At 41.0% G+C, this 16,704-nt stretch carries 15 protein-coding genes; 12 read left to right on the top strand and 3 right to left on the bottom strand.

Translation table 11 applies throughout. The annotated features are described in order from the left end of the window. Positions 1-49 precede the first annotated feature (49 nt). From FDK13_RS24315 to FDK13_RS24265, 11 genes are all read left to right on the top strand, one after another. Positions 50-643 (top strand): hypothetical protein, encoded by a 594-nt coding sequence (locus FDK13_RS24315; RefSeq protein ID WP_137342606.1) that lies wholly within the window; start codon positions 50-52, stop codon positions 641-643. Then, on the top strand, positions 640-930 hold the full coding sequence (locus tag FDK13_RS24310) for a hypothetical protein (RefSeq protein WP_137342605.1): 291 nt from the start codon (positions 640-642) through the stop codon (positions 928-930). The genes FDK13_RS24315 and FDK13_RS24310 overlap by 4 nt, the downstream gene beginning before the upstream one ends. After that, complete coding sequence (locus tag FDK13_RS24305; RefSeq protein WP_137342604.1) at positions 927-1,448, top strand: hypothetical protein; 522 nt, start codon at positions 927-929, stop codon at positions 1,446-1,448. Before FDK13_RS24310 ends, FDK13_RS24305 begins: the two co-directional genes overlap by 4 nt. Next, the gene (locus FDK13_RS24300) at positions 1,445-2,248 is read left to right on the top strand and encodes a hypothetical protein (protein ID WP_137342603.1); all 804 of its coding nucleotides are present in this window, start codon (positions 1,445-1,447) and stop codon (positions 2,246-2,248) included. Before FDK13_RS24305 ends, FDK13_RS24300 begins: the two co-directional genes overlap by 4 nt. Next, a complete protein-coding gene (locus FDK13_RS24295) occupies positions 2,248-5,670 on the top strand; it encodes a hypothetical protein (protein WP_137342602.1) in 3,423 nt (1,140 codons plus the stop codon). The genes FDK13_RS24300 and FDK13_RS24295 overlap by 1 nt, the downstream gene beginning before the upstream one ends. A gap of 2 nt (positions 5,671-5,672) precedes the next feature. Beyond that, positions 5,673-6,239 carry a hypothetical protein gene (locus FDK13_RS24290; protein WP_170982905.1) on the top strand — a complete coding sequence of 189 codons (567 nt, stop codon included), beginning with the start codon at positions 5,673-5,675 and terminating at the stop codon, positions 6,237-6,239. Beyond that, on the top strand, positions 6,236-6,595 hold the full coding sequence (locus tag FDK13_RS24285; RefSeq protein WP_137342600.1) for a hypothetical protein: 360 nt from the start codon (positions 6,236-6,238) through the stop codon (positions 6,593-6,595). The genes FDK13_RS24290 and FDK13_RS24285 overlap by 4 nt, the downstream gene beginning before the upstream one ends. Before the next feature lies 1 nt (position 6,596). After that, entirely contained in the window at positions 6,597-6,782 is a 186-nt protein-coding gene (locus tag FDK13_RS24280; protein WP_137342599.1) for a hypothetical protein, read from the top strand. A 154-nt stretch (positions 6,783-6,936) separates the two neighbouring features. Beyond that, positions 6,937-7,647, top strand: a complete 711-nt coding sequence (locus tag FDK13_RS24275) for a DUF3526 domain-containing protein (RefSeq protein WP_137342598.1) — start codon at positions 6,937-6,939, stop codon at positions 7,645-7,647. Then, a complete protein-coding gene (locus FDK13_RS24270) occupies positions 7,640-8,335 on the top strand; it encodes an ABC transporter ATP-binding protein (RefSeq protein WP_137342597.1) in 696 nt (231 codons plus the stop codon). The genes FDK13_RS24275 and FDK13_RS24270 overlap by 8 nt, the downstream gene beginning before the upstream one ends. Before the next feature lie 34 nt (positions 8,336-8,369). Beyond that, complete coding sequence (locus FDK13_RS24265) at positions 8,370-10,820, top strand: TonB-dependent receptor (protein ID WP_137342596.1); 2,451 nt, start codon at positions 8,370-8,372, stop codon at positions 10,818-10,820. 345 nt (positions 10,821-11,165) lie between these two features. Here the strand turns inward: FDK13_RS24265 and FDK13_RS24260 are convergent, their stop codons facing one another. Together FDK13_RS24260 and FDK13_RS24255 are read right to left on the bottom strand one after the other, a co-directional pair. Further along, positions 11,166-13,031 carry a serine hydrolase domain-containing protein gene (locus tag FDK13_RS24260; RefSeq protein ID WP_137342595.1) on the bottom strand — a complete coding sequence of 622 codons (1,866 nt, stop codon included), beginning with the start codon at positions 13,029-13,031 and terminating at the stop codon, positions 11,166-11,168. 123 nt (positions 13,032-13,154) lie between these two features. After that, complete coding sequence (locus FDK13_RS24255; protein WP_137342594.1) at positions 13,155-14,276, bottom strand: AraC family transcriptional regulator; 1,122 nt, start codon at positions 14,274-14,276, stop codon at positions 13,155-13,157. A gap of 196 nt (positions 14,277-14,472) precedes the next feature. On the opposite strand from FDK13_RS24255, the gene FDK13_RS24250 reads away from it, so the two are divergent. Beyond that, the gene (locus FDK13_RS24250; RefSeq protein WP_137342593.1) at positions 14,473-15,108 is read left to right on the top strand and encodes a LysE family translocator; all 636 of its coding nucleotides are present in this window, start codon (positions 14,473-14,475) and stop codon (positions 15,106-15,108) included. A gap of 134 nt (positions 15,109-15,242) precedes the next feature. Here the strand turns inward: FDK13_RS24250 and FDK13_RS24245 are convergent, their stop codons facing one another. After that, positions 15,243-16,664 carry a glycoside hydrolase family 28 protein gene (locus FDK13_RS24245; RefSeq protein ID WP_137342592.1) on the bottom strand — a complete coding sequence of 474 codons (1,422 nt, stop codon included), beginning with the start codon at positions 16,662-16,664 and terminating at the stop codon, positions 15,243-15,245. Positions 16,665-16,704: the final 40 nt, after the last annotated feature.

Below are 16,704 nucleotides of genomic sequence, written 5' to 3'. Positions count from 1 at the left end.
TTTCAGGCCAAAAGTTGTACATAATTTAATAGTCAAAATTGTATTTTTTGTGAGCAATAAAAGGCAGCAGCTTTTAGATTTATTCCTGAATCCTAAGTCAGCTATTCAGGTCTATCGTGCGGTGGTCAAAAGTATTGACGATCACAACAGATGCACCGTCACATTGTTTGGTTCCGATCTGGAAGTTGATAATGTCACACTCGTTGCGGAAGAAGACGGCAGTGAATGGATTAAACTTCGTCCCAGGGTGGGAAGTGTCGTTTTAGTTGGGGCGGTTAATAACGAAGTTTCAGATATGTACCTGGTGCAATACGGAGAATTGGACGGCGGTGAAATTCTTTGTGGAAATACGCTGATCAATTTTGATAAAGATCAGGTTAACCTGGTCAACGGTAGCAGTTCAGTGGCGCTAAGTGCAAGTGAAATATCTATTTCACAGGATCAAACCGAAATTAGTTTATCAAACAATCTGGTTTCAATCACAAACGGCAGCGTTACGCTGAAAGAGCTTTTTGACGACCTGACTTCACTATTGCAAAACTTCAAAGTTGTTACGGCACAAGGGCCAAGTACGGCTTTGTTTCCGGATACCCTTGCTTCTCTTACTGCTTTAAAATCAAAATATCCTTTACTGCTATCATGACAGATTTTCAATTAGATGAAAACGGGGACCTGGTTATATCAGGTAGTGATTTTGCTGTAACTGAAAGTACATTACAGCATCAATCAGATATCATTTTGTCGGCAAAAGGATGGTGGAAACATTCACCGTCACTCGGTGTGAATTTACAAAGTTATGTAAATGAAAACGGGACGGCTCCTGGGTTAGTCCGTGCAATAAGTCAGGAACTAGAACGGGATGGAATGACGGTTGACAGTGTAGCAATCGGCACTGATGGGATTAAAATTGAAGCAAAATACCAGGAATGAAAAAGTACATAGTTACACCAGGTCAAAGCCTTTTTGATGTTGCTATAATCGTTTATGGTGATGTGACCGGCGTTGCTTTCCTGATTATTGATAATGGTTTAAATGGACCGGTTGACCGGATTTATGAAGGTCAGGTTTTGCTTTATCGTGACAACGCAATTAATCTCAGACAAAAGGTATACCTGAACGATTATACTACGATTGCCACAATTGACAATTTGGATAAACCGGAAGGGATTGGCTTTTGGAGCGTTGACGAGTATTTAATTCCAGGTATTCAATTTGAGCAAAAACCGATCTTCCTTGATAACGAAAGAATCTACTTTATACTAGATCACGAAGGTAATTTTTTAACCAAGATTACAAACCTAAGTACCGGCACTGTACTAACAAATCAAATCCTTGAATATCTGGATTCTTTCGGTCGGGCACGTGGGTTTTTCGTTGTCGAAAATGGAGATTATTTAGTTGAAATAGAAGGTTATTTAACAGCACACTTAATTATTAACACATTATGAGGACTTTGGATGAGATAAAAGCGGACATTGATGTAACAAAGGTTCAATTTTCGCAGTTGGACGCGTTGGATAGTACCAGTGATGTATCATTTTGGACAACATTACGTAATATGTGGGCACACCTGGTCTTGTTGGTTGAATCTTCCTATGATTCATTCCAGGCTAAGGTTGATCTACAAATTGCCAGTACAAGCATTGGCTCTTTACCCTGGTATGTAGACCAGGTGAAATCTTTTCAGTTTGGTGATCCGGTTAGCATCTTGAATGGTCGGGTAACCTATGATACGATTGATGAATCAAAACGGATTGTCTTTCAATCCGCTGTAACCGAAGATACGGTGACCGGGCGATTGGCCATTAAAGCGATAAAGGCAAACTCAGTCCCTTTGACAACGGACGAGCTGACAGCACTTAAAGAGTATGTCAGCAAAGTAAAGTATGCCGGTGTACTTGCAGACGTCAGCAGCCTGGAAGCAGATGATTTAAAACTTATAGTAACCGTCAAAGTAGATAAACAGGTCATTGGTTCCAATGGTCTTTTACTTTCGGATACAACAAAAGCGCCCGTTCAGGATGCAATTGCGGTTTATTTACGTTCGCTTCCATATACTTCTGTTATAAGCAATACAGCCCTTACTGATGCTGTTCAGGCAGTCAAAGGGGTACTAGATTTTACGATTACCGGCAGCTTTACGAAACGCCCTGTTTCAGTTACTTGGGTAGCATATCAACGCGAAACCGTCAGTCTGGCCGGTCATGCTCTTTTGCACAATGATTCACTATTTACCTACATTAACTGATGCTGATAGATATTGAAAAATTTGTGCAGCAAGAGTTGCCGCCAAACAAACGTAAGCCGGTGCATATTGCACTAGCCACTGCTCTTTTTTCTCCGATAAATGGTGTTATCAATTCACTGAATAAGTACGAATATGATAGCCAGTTTGACCTTGGAACTCCGGGACAAGTGGCAGTGTTGGAATATATTCTGCAAAGCTACATTGATGGTAATATCCGGGTAACGGATGGAACCGGCAGCCTGATTGATTTCCGTGTTTTGATACCTTCAACTTTGACAGTTGAACAGCGTGGCGATGTTGTGAGATATATCGAGCGCTACCGGCTTAAATCGAAACGTTATGAAGTGGTTGATTCCATTTCTTGGGGCGGTGGGAATGTTCCTGTAACACCTTTGGCGTGGTATTATGGCCCGGTTGTCATTGATAACGGTGGTGGAAATTTCAATATTCGTTATGCCTTGAATCAATCAAAATCGGCTCAAACCATTTTGAAATTCGGATCTTCTGTTCTATTTAATAATGTTAGGGAATACCAGGCACAAGAAAATGTCAATTACCTTGTCACTTCCCCTGGGACATATTCGATCCAGGTTGGAGATTTAATTCAGTATATAGAAGTTTCACCGGCTTTGGTGACTGATAAGCCTGCCTGGCTTAATAAAATAGCTTATACACATGACGTTGATACACTTGAATGCACCTTTTATTTTGATGCAACAGAAGATGTTCAGTCAAGAATTGAGGCTGTAAGTGGTGCTCAGCCCAGCGGTGTATGGGGTGATAGTAATACCTGGGTGGATGGTGGAGAATCGCAATTCGCTCAGCCAAACTATTCAGAACTTGCGCGTTATAATCCTACTGTGTTAGGTTCTGGCGGCATTATCAGATCACGTGAATATTACATTTATGTGAGAAGAACGGCCAGTCCTTCGGTAGTGTTCCAGAAGAAATTTACCACTACGAGTGCAAGTCATGTATATCCTCCGACAGATATTTCATTGGTCGATACAGTCAACTTGCCTGCTTGTGCATTAAGTCCAACGCTTGGATCAATTTTTCAGGCAACCGAAACTTTCATGGTTGGACAATTTGCTGCGTCATCAGTTTTTAGATTCAATATCAGAATTAAGGAAGGGTCTACTACTGTCAGAAATGCAGAAATGGTGTATGAACCACTTGCCACGGATGCGGATAGAATTGAAGCTGCTAAGCCTACAAAACTGATCCAGTTCTTTAATTCTGATACTTTTACATTTGTTTATGCTGCTTTGACGGCGGGTTCAAGAACGATAGAAATTGAGGCTACAAGCTGTAAAGGAACTGGGATTTCTTCTAAACCTTTCGTAATCGTAGGTACACCGTTAGCGTTTGAAACCGGGTATCCAAAGTATACAAATGCAGGCGGTGTCAATAATATTCTGATCCGGATTAAAACAGCGGAAACACAGGCAGTAAAGGTTAAAAATACTGCTACCAATGCGGTTTTATATGATCAGAATTATGCGTTTACAATCGGCAACTCTTTGACTATCACACCTGCTGTTGCGGGTAATTATCTGGTTACAGTTGGTGCTCTTTCTTACACATTACAGGTATTGGATGCCGGAAGCGGCGGGGCTGTGGTTGCCAAGGTATTAAGTCATTCTTTGCCATATCACATCAAAATTACAATTACTGGAAGTGATAAGAATTGGAGGTTTTATGATGTTTCAAACTATCCTTGCCCTCCTGGCCACAAATTCCGTTACAGAATTGCAGGTGAAAATACACTGGATGTAAATCAGCTTGACGGCTATGTTTATAATTCCAATTCACCGGTTAGGATCTTAAAAGGGATTTTGAAGGATGGTTATAACGGTCTTTGGGATTGGGCTGATTCAAATGGGATTACTATCCATGAAGACGCCAGTCCGGGGTTCTCATACAATAATAGTATTGCTCAAACCAGTATTATTTTCATTGGTGGGACGTATGACGGATTTGTCAATCCTATTCCTGATACATTTGACCCGGCAGTAGGTAATGTTCAGTATCTGGATATTGCACCGGCAATTCAATTGCCAACGGATCACGCGTGGATTGTCCAAAGAGGTGTTTATACAATTGCCCAGATTCTGGCCAAAGGAGCAACGCACATTCCAAACGGTCAGCTTGATTGGGGAAACGCTGATTATGCAACTGTTATTCCCGCACAAAGAGACGCCGGAATAACTTACAGTGATGTGCCGTTGAATAATGTTATTTGGTCGATGCCTCGTAACGAAAGTATACCTGAACAGTGGGTAAGTAATCCTCCTGGTCAGGGTTGGCCATTTATTTACAATCTGCAAGTTTGGCCTAATGGCCCACTTAATGAAGCCGATTCAATTGGTAAGGCGAATATTTCCCCAGTTGTAGACCATGCTTGTCATATTGGTGAAACGGAGGAAAACTGGCCTGCTATATCGTCGCACTGGCCGATGTGGGGTTGGTTCTATACTAGATGTGCTGAACGTTTGACCGCTCGGTTTACTAACAGGGGAATTTCGTGGTACATGTGCCATAATTACTTTCATATTGGTTATCCGGATATGTTTTATTTGGGTAGGCTATCTGCAAGTGATCAGAAAGCTGCCTATAACAGACCTGTAACGGATTGGCCTGCAACTGGTTTTCAGCCAGGTGGTACATTGGCGGCTACAAATACAATAGCCCACGCTGTTTATTTAGGTGCACCTGATAAGGAATCTGTTATGTATGACACGGTTTACCTGATGGGTGCGACTAAAAAGTATGGTAAGAAGTCGGCTATTTTCGCCTTTTTGGTACATGAATGGAGACCAAACAATCACCAGAATGTTAACTACCCAGACGGTACTTATTATCAATCAGGTAAGGTTCCTATTTGTCCTGCTGATACATTTAATTTAGGTCATTTAGGACACATTCACGGAAATTTAACACTTGAATGGGGAGGCGCGTCTAAGTCTAGTCATCGTGAAATATTCGCGGAATATGCACAAAGTCCGATGTTCTTTCCAACCGGAAGTACGGAACTGGCTCCAATGCCTCACTTTGGTAGAAGTGGTTATTACCCTTACACAGGTCTTGCAGATATATATAATCTGGGTGTCAAGCATTTTGCTGACCTATGGAAGGAAGTTGAAGGGGGAACGGATGCCTTTTTGAAGTACCGTTTAGATGGCGGTGCCTGGATCACTCCTTCTAACACCGGAATGGATGAAATAATTGACGCAAAAGATCAAAGACGTGGCTATGTATTTTCAAGACGCAAGTCAGGTAAAATTGCATACTATTGGCTTAATCAATACGGCGGTGGTGCTTCTCATTCCATTGAAATTGTAAGCCCGGTTGATCCCGCTGTTATATGGACTGGAACGGTGTCATCCAATATGGCACTATCACAAATACGAAATATTTAGTTATGGCAAAGCGAACGATAGCTTATTTGAAAGCTGCTTTTGGTTTATTGAAAAAGCCGAAAGACACGGATTTTGGTGACGTTTTTGACAGTTACGTTCACAAGGATGACCTTGAAACTGTTAATAACTCTGCTATTGACTTGCGGATAAATACCTTTAATACTGCTTTGAGAGCAGAAACCCCAGGTGCGATTGATACGCTTGGCGATGTTTTAAAAGCTTTTACAGGGTTTCCAGACACTGGAAATTTAAAGGCGATGATTGATGCCGCCAGTGGAACGGGAATAACTTGGGATAAAGTAACTGGGCGTCCTGCCAGTGTTCCAGTTATTTGGGATGAGCAGACGGCCACATTTAACTGGAATGCTGTGGGAACCGGGATTCTGCCTGGAACATTTGCACCGGCTGTAAGTATGAAAGCTTATTTGTCTTTGCCTGCCGGTGTAAGAGCGTTGGTGACTGACATTAGTGTCATCCCTTATACCTTCACCGTTCCGGGGGATACCAGGGTTACAAATAAATTGGCAAGCGTTACGTTTGCTGTTACTCCAAAAATCTCACTAACATGAGTTTTACGCATGTTCTTATTGTGAATCTTGATGGACAGTTGTCAGCAATGCCGACTGTTCAAGAGTATCACAAAAACCATTATTCCATCAAGAATATGCACCGTGGATTGGTTCGGGTAAGTCCAGAGCTTGAAGCACTGGTGTTTGAAAATCGGGATGTGATCCGGGTTTTGGGGCCTAAGTTGCCGCCTGTTCTGAATGTGCCTGGATGGATTTATGTGGCCGTTGTAGATAGCACGCTGACGTGCATTGGTCAACAAATCCCCAGTATAAATATACAAAAAAGGGTTGAAACCACAAGTTTTTTGACCCGATATTTTTACCAGATTTCCGACTTTTTTAAATCTAAGAACTGATATGATTAACCCAGTTGTTCACGCCATAAAATCGAGTACAGGTCTATCAAATGAGCAGATAGATGCTAAGATTATTGCTTTACCATTAGAGCAAAAAACAAAAGTGAGGGCTTTGATAGTTGCGAATGCCATGCCTGATAAGGAAGGTTTGGAGCTTCTTACTGAAACCGGCTTATTGAGCCATTAAATGATATTTAAATGCGGTTTAAGTGAATAGTAAAAAAGGCCGTCGATTGATGGCCTTTTTCTTTGGATTCTCCAGTTTTTGCAAAAGGGTAGTTTTTTACATTTGGAATTGTGATTTTTGATTTTTCGATTTGTGATTCAATCTTTTCTGGTTTATGGTATCGGTGATCATTGTTTCTCTGGGCAAAAGCTCTTCCTTCAACGCAACCACGCTGGTTTCCGTCTGGATTTTCCTTTGCATTCTTTTCCCCGGCATTGCGAATGTTGTTGTGAACAACAGTATCCCCATTCCCGAAGCCGCAGAAACAGCGATCAAACAGCGGGAAGGCACGCACCAAAAATGGGATTTGCCTAAAAAACCGACGATGGAAAAGTTTTATGCCGTATATCCGCAATACCGAAAATATTCTATTCCAGAAGACCAATATTCGCCAGGCTGGTATTATGCCATGCAATTATCCGGTGATCTGGAATCGGCAGGTTCTTCTTCGGGGCTTTTTGAAAAATTAGACCAAAGACAATTATTATCTGAAAACATAGCCGGTTTTAATCCAGTGATAGCAGCTCAGCAACTTTTGAATAAAATTGCAAATACGGACCTGACCAGCCATGTACACTATTTACAATCGGTGAAAGCGCATCATAAACAAATCCGTGAATATTTTTATCCGTTCATTTTTGTCGATACGCCAACTGAAAAGATAAACTGGGCGGGTTATCCTGCATACCAGCCCCATACCTATTCCTCAGATCCTTTGACGGGAGGAATGTTGGCGATAACGATCTGGTCCATCTTATCGCTGGTTATTTCCATTTTATTATTCAAAAGAAATTTTATTCAAATCAAAGACCTGCAAAATGCTTGAAGCTAAAAATTTAACCAAAAAATACGGCAGTCATACAGCCCTGAATAACCTTAACCTGACGATTAAAGAAGGGGAAATATTCGCCCTGCTTGGTCAGAATGGAGCTGGTAAAACCACAACGATCAATCTATTTCTTGGGTTTATAGAACCAACCGCGGGCTCGGCTTCCATCAACGGCATTTCCGTGGCCGAACATCCGCAGGAAATAAAAAAGTATCTGGCCTATATTCCTGAAACCGTGATGCTTTATCCAAATCTTACGGGCCTTGAAAATCTTAAATATTTTTCTTCACTGGCAGGATTTGATTATTCTGAAACAGAACTTGGAGAATTACTGAACACGGCCGGTTTGCAATCTCAGGCTTTTGACCAGCGACTGGCGGGATATTCAAAAGGAATGAGGCAAAAAGTCGGGATTGCGATTGCGGTTGCAAAAAAAGCAAAAGTGCTGCTTTTGGATGAGCCAACGAGCGGACTGGACCCAAAAGCATCCAATGAATTTTCGGAGATCCTGAAAAGGCTTTCTGCCCAAGGGACGGCAATCCTGATGGCGACACATGATATTTTCAGGGCCAAAGAAGTAGCAACGCGCATTGGGATTATGAAAGAAGGAAATCTGGAATCGGTCATCAACGCCATTGATATTTCTGCTAATGAACTTGAAGCTTTGTATTTAAAAACTATTTGAAATAACACCTCACCTTTCACATTAACTTATATATATGAAGCATACTTTTATTCTTTTATTTTTATTGGGCTGGTCTTCTCTGAAAGCTCAAAGCATTTCCGGTACCATTTCGGATGCCACCACCGGAAAGAAAATCGAAGGGGCTTCGGTAAAACTTACGGATGCTCAAACCGGAGCGGTTACCGACCCAGAAGGGAACTTTTCAATTCAGGGAAAGGGAGCGATTGACATTTCATTTTTAGGGTATAAAAAACTCAGGATTAACAATACGAATCATTTTCTTACGATCGAAATTGTGCCGGAGATCAATGAATTGCAAACCGTTGAGGTGGTTGGACGTACCGCAAAAGATTACAATAGTGAATATTCATTTTCCGCGACAAAAATATCTGCCTTAAACAAAGACATTCCGCAGTCGATCTCGACGATTACCAAAGAATTAATAGCCGACAGGCAGGCCTTTTACCTCGCTGATGCTGTAAAAATTGCAAGCGGCGTTATCCCTTCAAGTTTTTACAATCAGTATACAATCCGCGGTATCAGTCAGAATGAAGAAGGGCAAATCATTAACGGAATGCGTACCCGGCAATATTATTTTCTGCAACCGTTAACTTCTAATATTGAAAGAGTTGAAGTGATCAAAGGACCTGCCAGTGCTACGTTTTCTTCGGTGGACCCGGGTGGAAGTATCAATCTTGTCACAAAGAAACCGCTGGCAATCAACAGAAAAGAGGTAACAATGAGTGCAGGAAGTTTTAGTACTTTTCGGGGAACGCTGGACTTCACAGGCCCTTTAAATGAATCCAAAACCTTGCTTTATCGATTGAACGGTGCTTATCAGGAAGCGCGGTCATTCAGATATCTGGTTGGTAACAAATCGTTTTTGCTTTCTCCTTCGATCAGCTATATTCCGAATACTAAAACGGCTATTAATGCAGAGTTGATCTACACTAATACCACTGGAAATTTAGACCGCGGCCAGCCTATTTTCGGAGCAGTTGCAGGAAAAACGGATCTTAGCAGTACGCCAAAAAGTTTAAACCTGGGAGCTTCCAATGATTTTTTCAAGTCAAAAGAATTGATCATTATGGGAAATATTACACAAAAATTCACTTCTCAAATCAGCTTCAACGCTTCCTATATGAAGCAATCCTGGACAGAGAATTTGCAGGAGCACAGAACGACAAATGCCTTTGCACCGGACATTACCAATCAGCCTGTTACCAGCCTGGCAGCTATGCAATTTGTTCAGCGTCAGCAATATTGGGGTATCGACAACCTTAATAGTTACTTCAATTTTAATTTCAATACAGGTGCGATTAATCATAAATTATTGATTGGATACGATTTGAACAGCTGGCAAAAACTGAAAGGTGGCGGACAAAATGCAGCCCGTGGTTTTTTGTTAAAAGATGGTACCGTTGCCAGTTCTTTCGTACTTGCCAATGCAGCTAATTACCAGACGATTACGGTTAATGGAAAGACTCTTCCAAAACCGAACGTAAATCATTTCGACTTGCAAAATCCATTATACACGATTAGAAATGTTGAAGATTATACGCTGAATGTAAGAACAGCGCTGCCATCCGCTTTGACGACCAATAACGCGGTTTATATCCAGGAGCAGCTGCAATGGAACAAATTTACGATGCTGCTAAGTCTAAGAAATGAATGGTTTGAAGATATCACCAATTACAAGTCGCCCAATACATTGACGGTTAAGAAAACCGCATTACTGCCACGCATCGGCCTTACTTACGCGGTCAGCAAAGCTGTGAATATTTACGGTACGTATCTGGAAGGTTTTCAACCCCAATCCAATACCGTAACCCTAATGCCGCAAACGGGCTCCTTGCCCGCCGGCAGCCAGTTTCATCCGCTGACTAGTAATTTGAAAGAGTTTGGCATGAAAGCAGATTTCTTCCAAAACCGGATCAGACTGAACATGGCCGTTTACGAGATCAAACAAAAAAATATTCTGATGAATGCAAATGATCCTGCCAATCCGGATTTATTGGTAACCAGAGGAGCCGAGCGCAGCCGTGGAATTGAGTGGGACATAGCGGGCTACATCACGCCTGACTGGCAAATCAACGCATCGTATAGTTATATTGACGCGATCATCACCAACGATAATAACGAAAGCCTGATTGGAGCCAGAAAACAAAACACACCAAAACACAGCGCCAACTTGTGGACGCGTTATAATTTCAATGGATCATCAGCCCTGAAAGATCTGGGTATTGGATTTGGTGTACAACATCAGGGAAATAAAGTACCCTGGTTTACCCGCGACTTTATGATTCCTGCTTTCACAATTTTTGATGCTGCTTTGTACTACAATCCCGGAAAAAGTAATATCCAGATCGCGTTGAATGCAGGTAATTTACTTAATACGAATTACTGGCTGGGTGCCCAGACTTATCTGCGCTTATTTCCGGGTGCACCGAGGAATGTGACGGGAACGTTGACTTATAAGTTTTAAGTCGTGCACCTATTCCAACATCAATTTGAAATTGGTGCTGGAATAGGTTAGGGTTTGTAGCGCGGTCTTGCGTTGAATCGCTGCGGACGAAAAATATTGGCCTTTTTGTAACAGGCTACAACCAAGTATCCCATTCCTAAAATCGGATAACTATTACAAACCGTCAAAGACTCCGGATTTTTGCTATGCCTAGTTGGAAAAAATACACATAGCAACGGTCTGGATTTCATCATTTATTTCAACGGTTTCACCTCAAACTATCAAATCGTTTTCGTTTGAGACAAAAGATCCGGCAGCGGATTTGTAATTCAAAATTATAGAAACAAACTGAATTGCCGAATTTCTTTAAATAACAGACGATACGAGCTGAAGTGCTATTATATAAATGCCGCCCACGCAAGTGAATGCCAGGTAGACTTTTAACAGAACGCTCCTGATATTTCTCCATTGCAGCACAAGTATTACACAGCTGATCATTGTAAAAATAACAAAGCCGTAATTCCCAATCATCCAGGCCCGATGAAGGCCGTCCATTGGCAAAGCCTCTCTCATATATCCAAAAAGCTGCGAAAGTACGTACAGTGACAGCAAAAGAGAAAGGGCAGCAAATGCCGGTGCCAGGCGAAGTAACCACTGTTTTCTGCTGCTCTTTTTTAAAATTAATAGGATGCTGTTTACAAGGCCAAAAATCAAAGCGGAGGTTAATAACATTGCACTGGCGACAAAAAGAATGATCGGTACCCACGCTTGCAAGGCAGAAATCTTTTCAAAATACATTGTACCATCCGAAATTGCCGGATTTCCTGCGCTATCCCTTAAGAATGAAATGTGAGGGTTTGTTGCATTAATATTTTTATAAAACCGAGCATTTTCATCCGTTGCCTGCCATTTCATTTGCCCGCGCCCAATGATGCTTACATCCAGAAAATGATCCGTTTGTTTAATTTGAATCGTGTTAGTCAGGCTTTCGAAAAAACCACTGTACAACTGGCTTGGATTAGCATAGCGGTAATATCCCAAAAAGGGTTCAATTGTTTGCTGATTGAGTGGATAAACTTTTGCAGGTACTGGCTTGACGGTATCCCTGAGTAAATATTGACTGATCAGCCTATCTGCAAAGCGGTAAAAATCTTCATTGTGCGTGTTCAGCGCAAATGCATAACCCAGTACCAGCGCACGGTTGTATAGAAAAACAGAGAGAAACCCTCCAATGGCACCCCGATGTCCCCTAAATGTGATTCCTTCCAACTCATTGCTTTCGTTTCCATACGCATATGTATTTTTAAGTCCCGCCTTTGCTGATAAATAGGTGTGAGGGACTTCCGAATTTGCCAGATTCTTTTTGTCTAAAAATTTGCCATAAGGCTGTTCCCAACCATTCAGATACATTTTCAAAGCATGAGCCAAATCAACAGCACTGACATTCAATGAGCTGTAACCACTGCTAAAAGCGGGTTGATGCGGAACCAATGAAAAACCATTTCCTTTCCATACATATCCTTTGCTATATCGGGCCGTTCCATCACCGGTCAGGTTTAAATTCGCATCAGGCATGCCAAATTTGGCGAATACCTCCGTTTTTAAATAATCCTTTGTTGATTTCCCCGAAACATGTTCAATAACGTAATCAAGAATAGCGTAATTAACACTGGAATACGCGTGTCTCTGGCCGGGGATCCATTTTGAGGACATAAATTTTTCAAACAACTCTACCGTCTCAAAACTTGTATAGCTATGGGAAGAAAAATTATATTCCTCAAAAGGTGACTTGTCGCTAAAACCTGTGGTATGTTCTAGTAATTTGTCGATTGTGATTGGACTGGTGGCTTCCCAATTATTCTTAAACCGAATATTTGGCGCTATGTCTTTGAGTCTCGAATCAAGCCTTAGCTTTCCTTCTTTTACTAAATTCAGAACGGCAGCCGCTACAAACATTTTGGTTATTGAGGAACCCCTAAAAAGTACATTTTCATTAACTGGTAACTTCTTTTCAAAATCGGAGAAACCCAGGCCTGTGATGCATAATACTGAATCCTTATTGACCATGGTGAGCATCATACCCAGAACATGTTGTTTGTCCATTTCGGCAGTCAGCATTTTTTTTAGCTCCTCTATATTTTTAGGAGTAGTGTCGTGCCGGGCTTGCGCCGGAGCATATGCAAATGCGATGAGAATCAAAAGCCAAATAGCTGACAGAAAAAAACGGGTCATTTTGTAGTCGGTTTGTGGTGATTATTGACCCAATGTTGCCGTTTAGTGTGTGCCCTGCGTTCGGATTTATCCAAAAGAACGCATTTTTATGCCACCTTGAATCGATGAGACATGGTTTTGAAATTATTTTTCGAAAGATCTTAGAAAATCCGTTGGAGAAAGTCCGGTCAATTTTTTAAACGACGTATTGAACGAAGTCTTTGAATTAAATCCCGATTCAAATGCTATATCCAGCATATTTCGCGGATCGGCGTTGTCTGACAACAATAATCCCTTCGCTTCTTCTACGCGATACCTGTTAACAAAAGAAAAGAAATTTTCACCGTAAACGTCGTTGATCAGAAACGATAACTCGTGAATTGAACTCTCCATTCTTTTTGCCAGGGCCGGCAGACTTAGTTCATTGTTCAGATAGACTTTCTCCTTATCCATCAATTTTTCAAGCTTTCCTTTAAGATGGTTTATTTGCGTGTCCGACAGGCGTTTTTGTTTCTCCGTTTTAATTGCAGTATCCTGATTAATAATTACTTCCAGTTCTTTCAGGGTTTGTTGCGGATATGCGTAAATCTCTTTTTGTTTTAAAGAATAGTACGCCAGAAAATAAATGCTTACCAAATAGAAAGCAGGCGTGTAATCGAAAACCCCTGGAATCCTGAAAAAGGCCAGATTGAGCCAGATCAATACTATTGCAACAACCACATAAAGAAAATTAGTAAGCCATAAGAGGTTGATAGACTCGGTGGATGAAGCCATTTGATTGATATTTTGCTTGTGCCGATGCAGCTTTCGGTAACTGAGAATCCAGTAGACACTGATTTGAACAGGAAAAGCCGCGGCGAAAATTGTGAAGATAATCCGGGCAAGCATTTTATCAGGAATCTCTACATTATTGCCAATCACGATACGGGGCAATTGGAAAGATAAGAAAAACAAAAAAGGTAAAAAGTGCCAAAAAAATTTCCAGGTAAAGGTTTTGGCAGGCGCAGTGAAGTAAGCTACACTCAAATAGAGCGTTGGCGCTGCTAAAAACCGGCTTAATTCCATCAGGATCATCGCCTTAGGATACACGTTCTGCAAACCCAGATCATGAACAAAAATTTCCAAAAGCGAGAATGCAAAACTGATTACGAAAACACCAAGCCACCGGCTGGCATTCAAATTATTATCTTTCGGATGCTTAAAGAGTAAAAAGGCAAGAAGAAAAGATCCGCCGCCAGCGAGACCGGTCAATAAGGGGTTGTACATGCGAAATCGAGTAGGTCATACAAAACAGGATTCAACCGGTAAAGTAGAAAGAAATTACATAAAAAAGAGAAATTACAGATAACTTGCCAGCAATGATTTATAGGAAGACATACAAAATTGGACTACTATAAATTAAAAAACCGGATCACCATAACAGTCCAGTTAATTGCCAATTTTGGAAAACGAAATTTTAATTATGGTACAAACATCTGATCTTTTATTATTTGGACTTGCTGCACTGATACTGGTAATCAGCCCGGGACCAAACATGATTTATCTTATATCCCGCTCCATTACTCAGGGAAAAGCCGCAGGATTAATTTCACTAAGCGGGGTAATTTTCGGATTCCTTTTTCACATTGTCATGGTATCCTTTGGCCTTACCGCTGTTCTTTTTACAATTCCTTTTGTATATACATTACTGAAAACAGCCGGAACAATTTATCTGGTTTATTTGGCTTATCAGTCGGTCAAACCGGGTAGTAAAAGTCTATTTGAAGTGCAAACAAATCTGGAAGCAGATAAACCTGCCAGATTATTCAGCATGGGATTTTTCACTAATGTTTTGAATCCCAAAGTGGCCGTTTTTTATCTTTCCTTTTTTCCTCAATTCATTAAATTAGAGAATGGCTCAGTGATGGCACAAAGCTTTCAATTAGGTATCACACAAATACTTATCAGCCTGACAGTGAACTTTATCATCGTATTGAGCGCATCTGCAATGGCACAATGGTTTGCCAGAAAACCTGCCTGGATCAAAATTCAGAAATGGTTTATGGCAACTGTCCTTACCGGTCTGGCAACCAAAATGGCTTTGGAAAGGAGTAAGTAACTTTGAAAAATTCTTTTTTATAATCCTCAACAACTTATTTTGAAAAAGATCGTCGTTGTGCATGGTGTTCTTCGAACACTTCGTACCAAAAATATAGGCTCGCTTGTAACGGACTACTAACCATTTTGAGTTATCTATTTAAATTTCTCCAAAACAACCGCACTCGCCCCGTTAATCGTTACATGATCCAGCGAAAGTCCTTTCACAAAATCCATTTTCATCGGAACTTTTACGCCTCTGAAATCACAATTTACTAGTCTCAGGTTTTGAACTGGTGAAGATTCGTAAGCGTTTACAAAAATGCCATATTCTCCTCCCCTGGCAACGTCCAGGTTTTCTACCCAAATGTTCCGGATGGTTGGAATAAACTTGCCGGGGTTTTCATAAAACATATTACAGGTAATCGCAGCGTCCTTATAAGTGCCTACTTTTACGTCTTTCATAAAAATATTTTCAATAATCCCACCACGTGAAGAGCTCGTTTTAAGTCTTAATACACGTTCAAGTTGAGGGCTGTCCATGGTACAATTGATCGCATAAATATTTCTGGCACCGCTGGCTATTTCGCTTCCAATAACAACGCCGCCGTGGCCGTCTTTCATTTCACAACCTTCAATAATATGGTTTTCAGCCGGACGCGCAATTCTGCGTCCGTCCTCATCTCTTCCGGATTTAATCGCGATACAATCATCACCAGTATCAAAAAGACAATCTTTGATCAAAACATTTTTACAGGATTCCGGATCGCAGCCGTCGTTATTAGGGCCGTGAGAAACAATTTTCACCTTTTCAACAATCACATTTTCACATAATACCGGATTGATAAACCACATGGGCGAATTGATCATCTGCACACCCGAAATCAAAACATTTTTACAATTATAAGGCTGAATCAAATTTGGGCGCAGATAATGCCCCTCTCCAAAAATGCGTTTTCCTGGATCGGTTTCCTTTTTCATTTCTGCATGGAGTGCATCACGGGCAGGTGTCTGTTTTGGCAAACCTTCTTTCCATCCAAATTTTTTACTCCCATTCCAGTTCCACCAGTTTTCATTATCCGCGTTGCCATCAATGATACCATTTCCTGTTACCGCAATATTTTCTTCACCGTAAGCATATATAAGTGACGAATAATTCATACACTCCATACCTTCCCATCGCGTAAAAACAATTGGATATTCCTTGGGATCACGGCTAAAAATAATTTTTGCCTGATCGTCCAGATGAAGATCTACATTACTTTTCAGATAGATTGCACCCGTTAAAAAAGTACCAGCCGGAATAATCACCCGGCCTCCGCCTTTTTTGTTACAATCTTCAATCGCTTTTTTAAATGCAGCTGTATTACTTGTTTTTCCGTCACCAATTGCTCCATAACTGGTTAACAGAAACTCCCGTTTTTGAAATTTTGGTGCTATAATTTTCTTTCGAAGCAGCTCCATTTCTTTAACGGGCTCAGAAGATGATTTCCAGACTTTTTGCTGAGCAAAGCCGTACGAAAATATTCCCAGGATAAGCGCAGTTATTATCGAATTTTTTATCATTGCATTTTTCATTTCAATCTATTATTTAATAAAACAAGCCTCACAGATAATC

The organism is Dyadobacter frigoris, assembly GCF_005280585.1.
GTDB lineage: Bacteria > Bacteroidota > Bacteroidia > Cytophagales > Spirosomataceae > Dyadobacter > Dyadobacter frigoris.
This window is presented reverse-complemented; position numbering and strand designations above follow the sequence as displayed.

Coding starts and splice junctions, on each gene's coding strand:
- FDK13_RS24310 (WP_137342605.1), top strand. CDS start 640: ATGACAGATTTTCAATTAGATGAAAACGGGGACCTGGTTATATCAGGT.
- FDK13_RS24305 (WP_137342604.1), top strand. CDS start 927: ATGAAAAAGTACATAGTTACACCAGGTCAAAGCCTTTTTGATGTTGCT.
- FDK13_RS24300 (WP_137342603.1), top strand. CDS start 1,445: ATGAGGACTTTGGATGAGATAAAAGCGGACATTGATGTAACAAAGGTT.
- FDK13_RS24295 (WP_137342602.1), top strand. CDS start 2,248: ATGCTGATAGATATTGAAAAATTTGTGCAGCAAGAGTTGCCGCCAAAC.
- FDK13_RS24290 (WP_170982905.1), top strand. CDS start 5,673: ATGGCAAAGCGAACGATAGCTTATTTGAAAGCTGCTTTTGGTTTATTG.
- FDK13_RS24285 (WP_137342600.1), top strand. CDS start 6,236: ATGAGTTTTACGCATGTTCTTATTGTGAATCTTGATGGACAGTTGTCA.
- FDK13_RS24280 (WP_137342599.1), top strand. CDS start 6,597: ATGATTAACCCAGTTGTTCACGCCATAAAATCGAGTACAGGTCTATCA.
- FDK13_RS24275 (WP_137342598.1), top strand. CDS start 6,937: ATGGTATCGGTGATCATTGTTTCTCTGGGCAAAAGCTCTTCCTTCAAC.
- FDK13_RS24270 (WP_137342597.1), top strand. CDS start 7,640: ATGCTTGAAGCTAAAAATTTAACCAAAAAATACGGCAGTCATACAGCC.
- FDK13_RS24265 (WP_137342596.1), top strand. CDS start 8,370: ATGAAGCATACTTTTATTCTTTTATTTTTATTGGGCTGGTCTTCTCTG.
- FDK13_RS24260 (WP_137342595.1), bottom strand. CDS start 13,031: ATGACCCGTTTTTTTCTGTCAGCTATTTGGCTTTTGATTCTCATCGCA.
- FDK13_RS24255 (WP_137342594.1), bottom strand. CDS start 14,276: ATGTACAACCCCTTATTGACCGGTCTCGCTGGCGGCGGATCTTTTCTT.
- FDK13_RS24250 (WP_137342593.1), top strand. CDS start 14,473: ATGGTACAAACATCTGATCTTTTATTATTTGGACTTGCTGCACTGATA.
- FDK13_RS24245 (WP_137342592.1), bottom strand. CDS start 16,664: ATGAAAAATGCAATGATAAAAAATTCGATAATAACTGCGCTTATCCTG.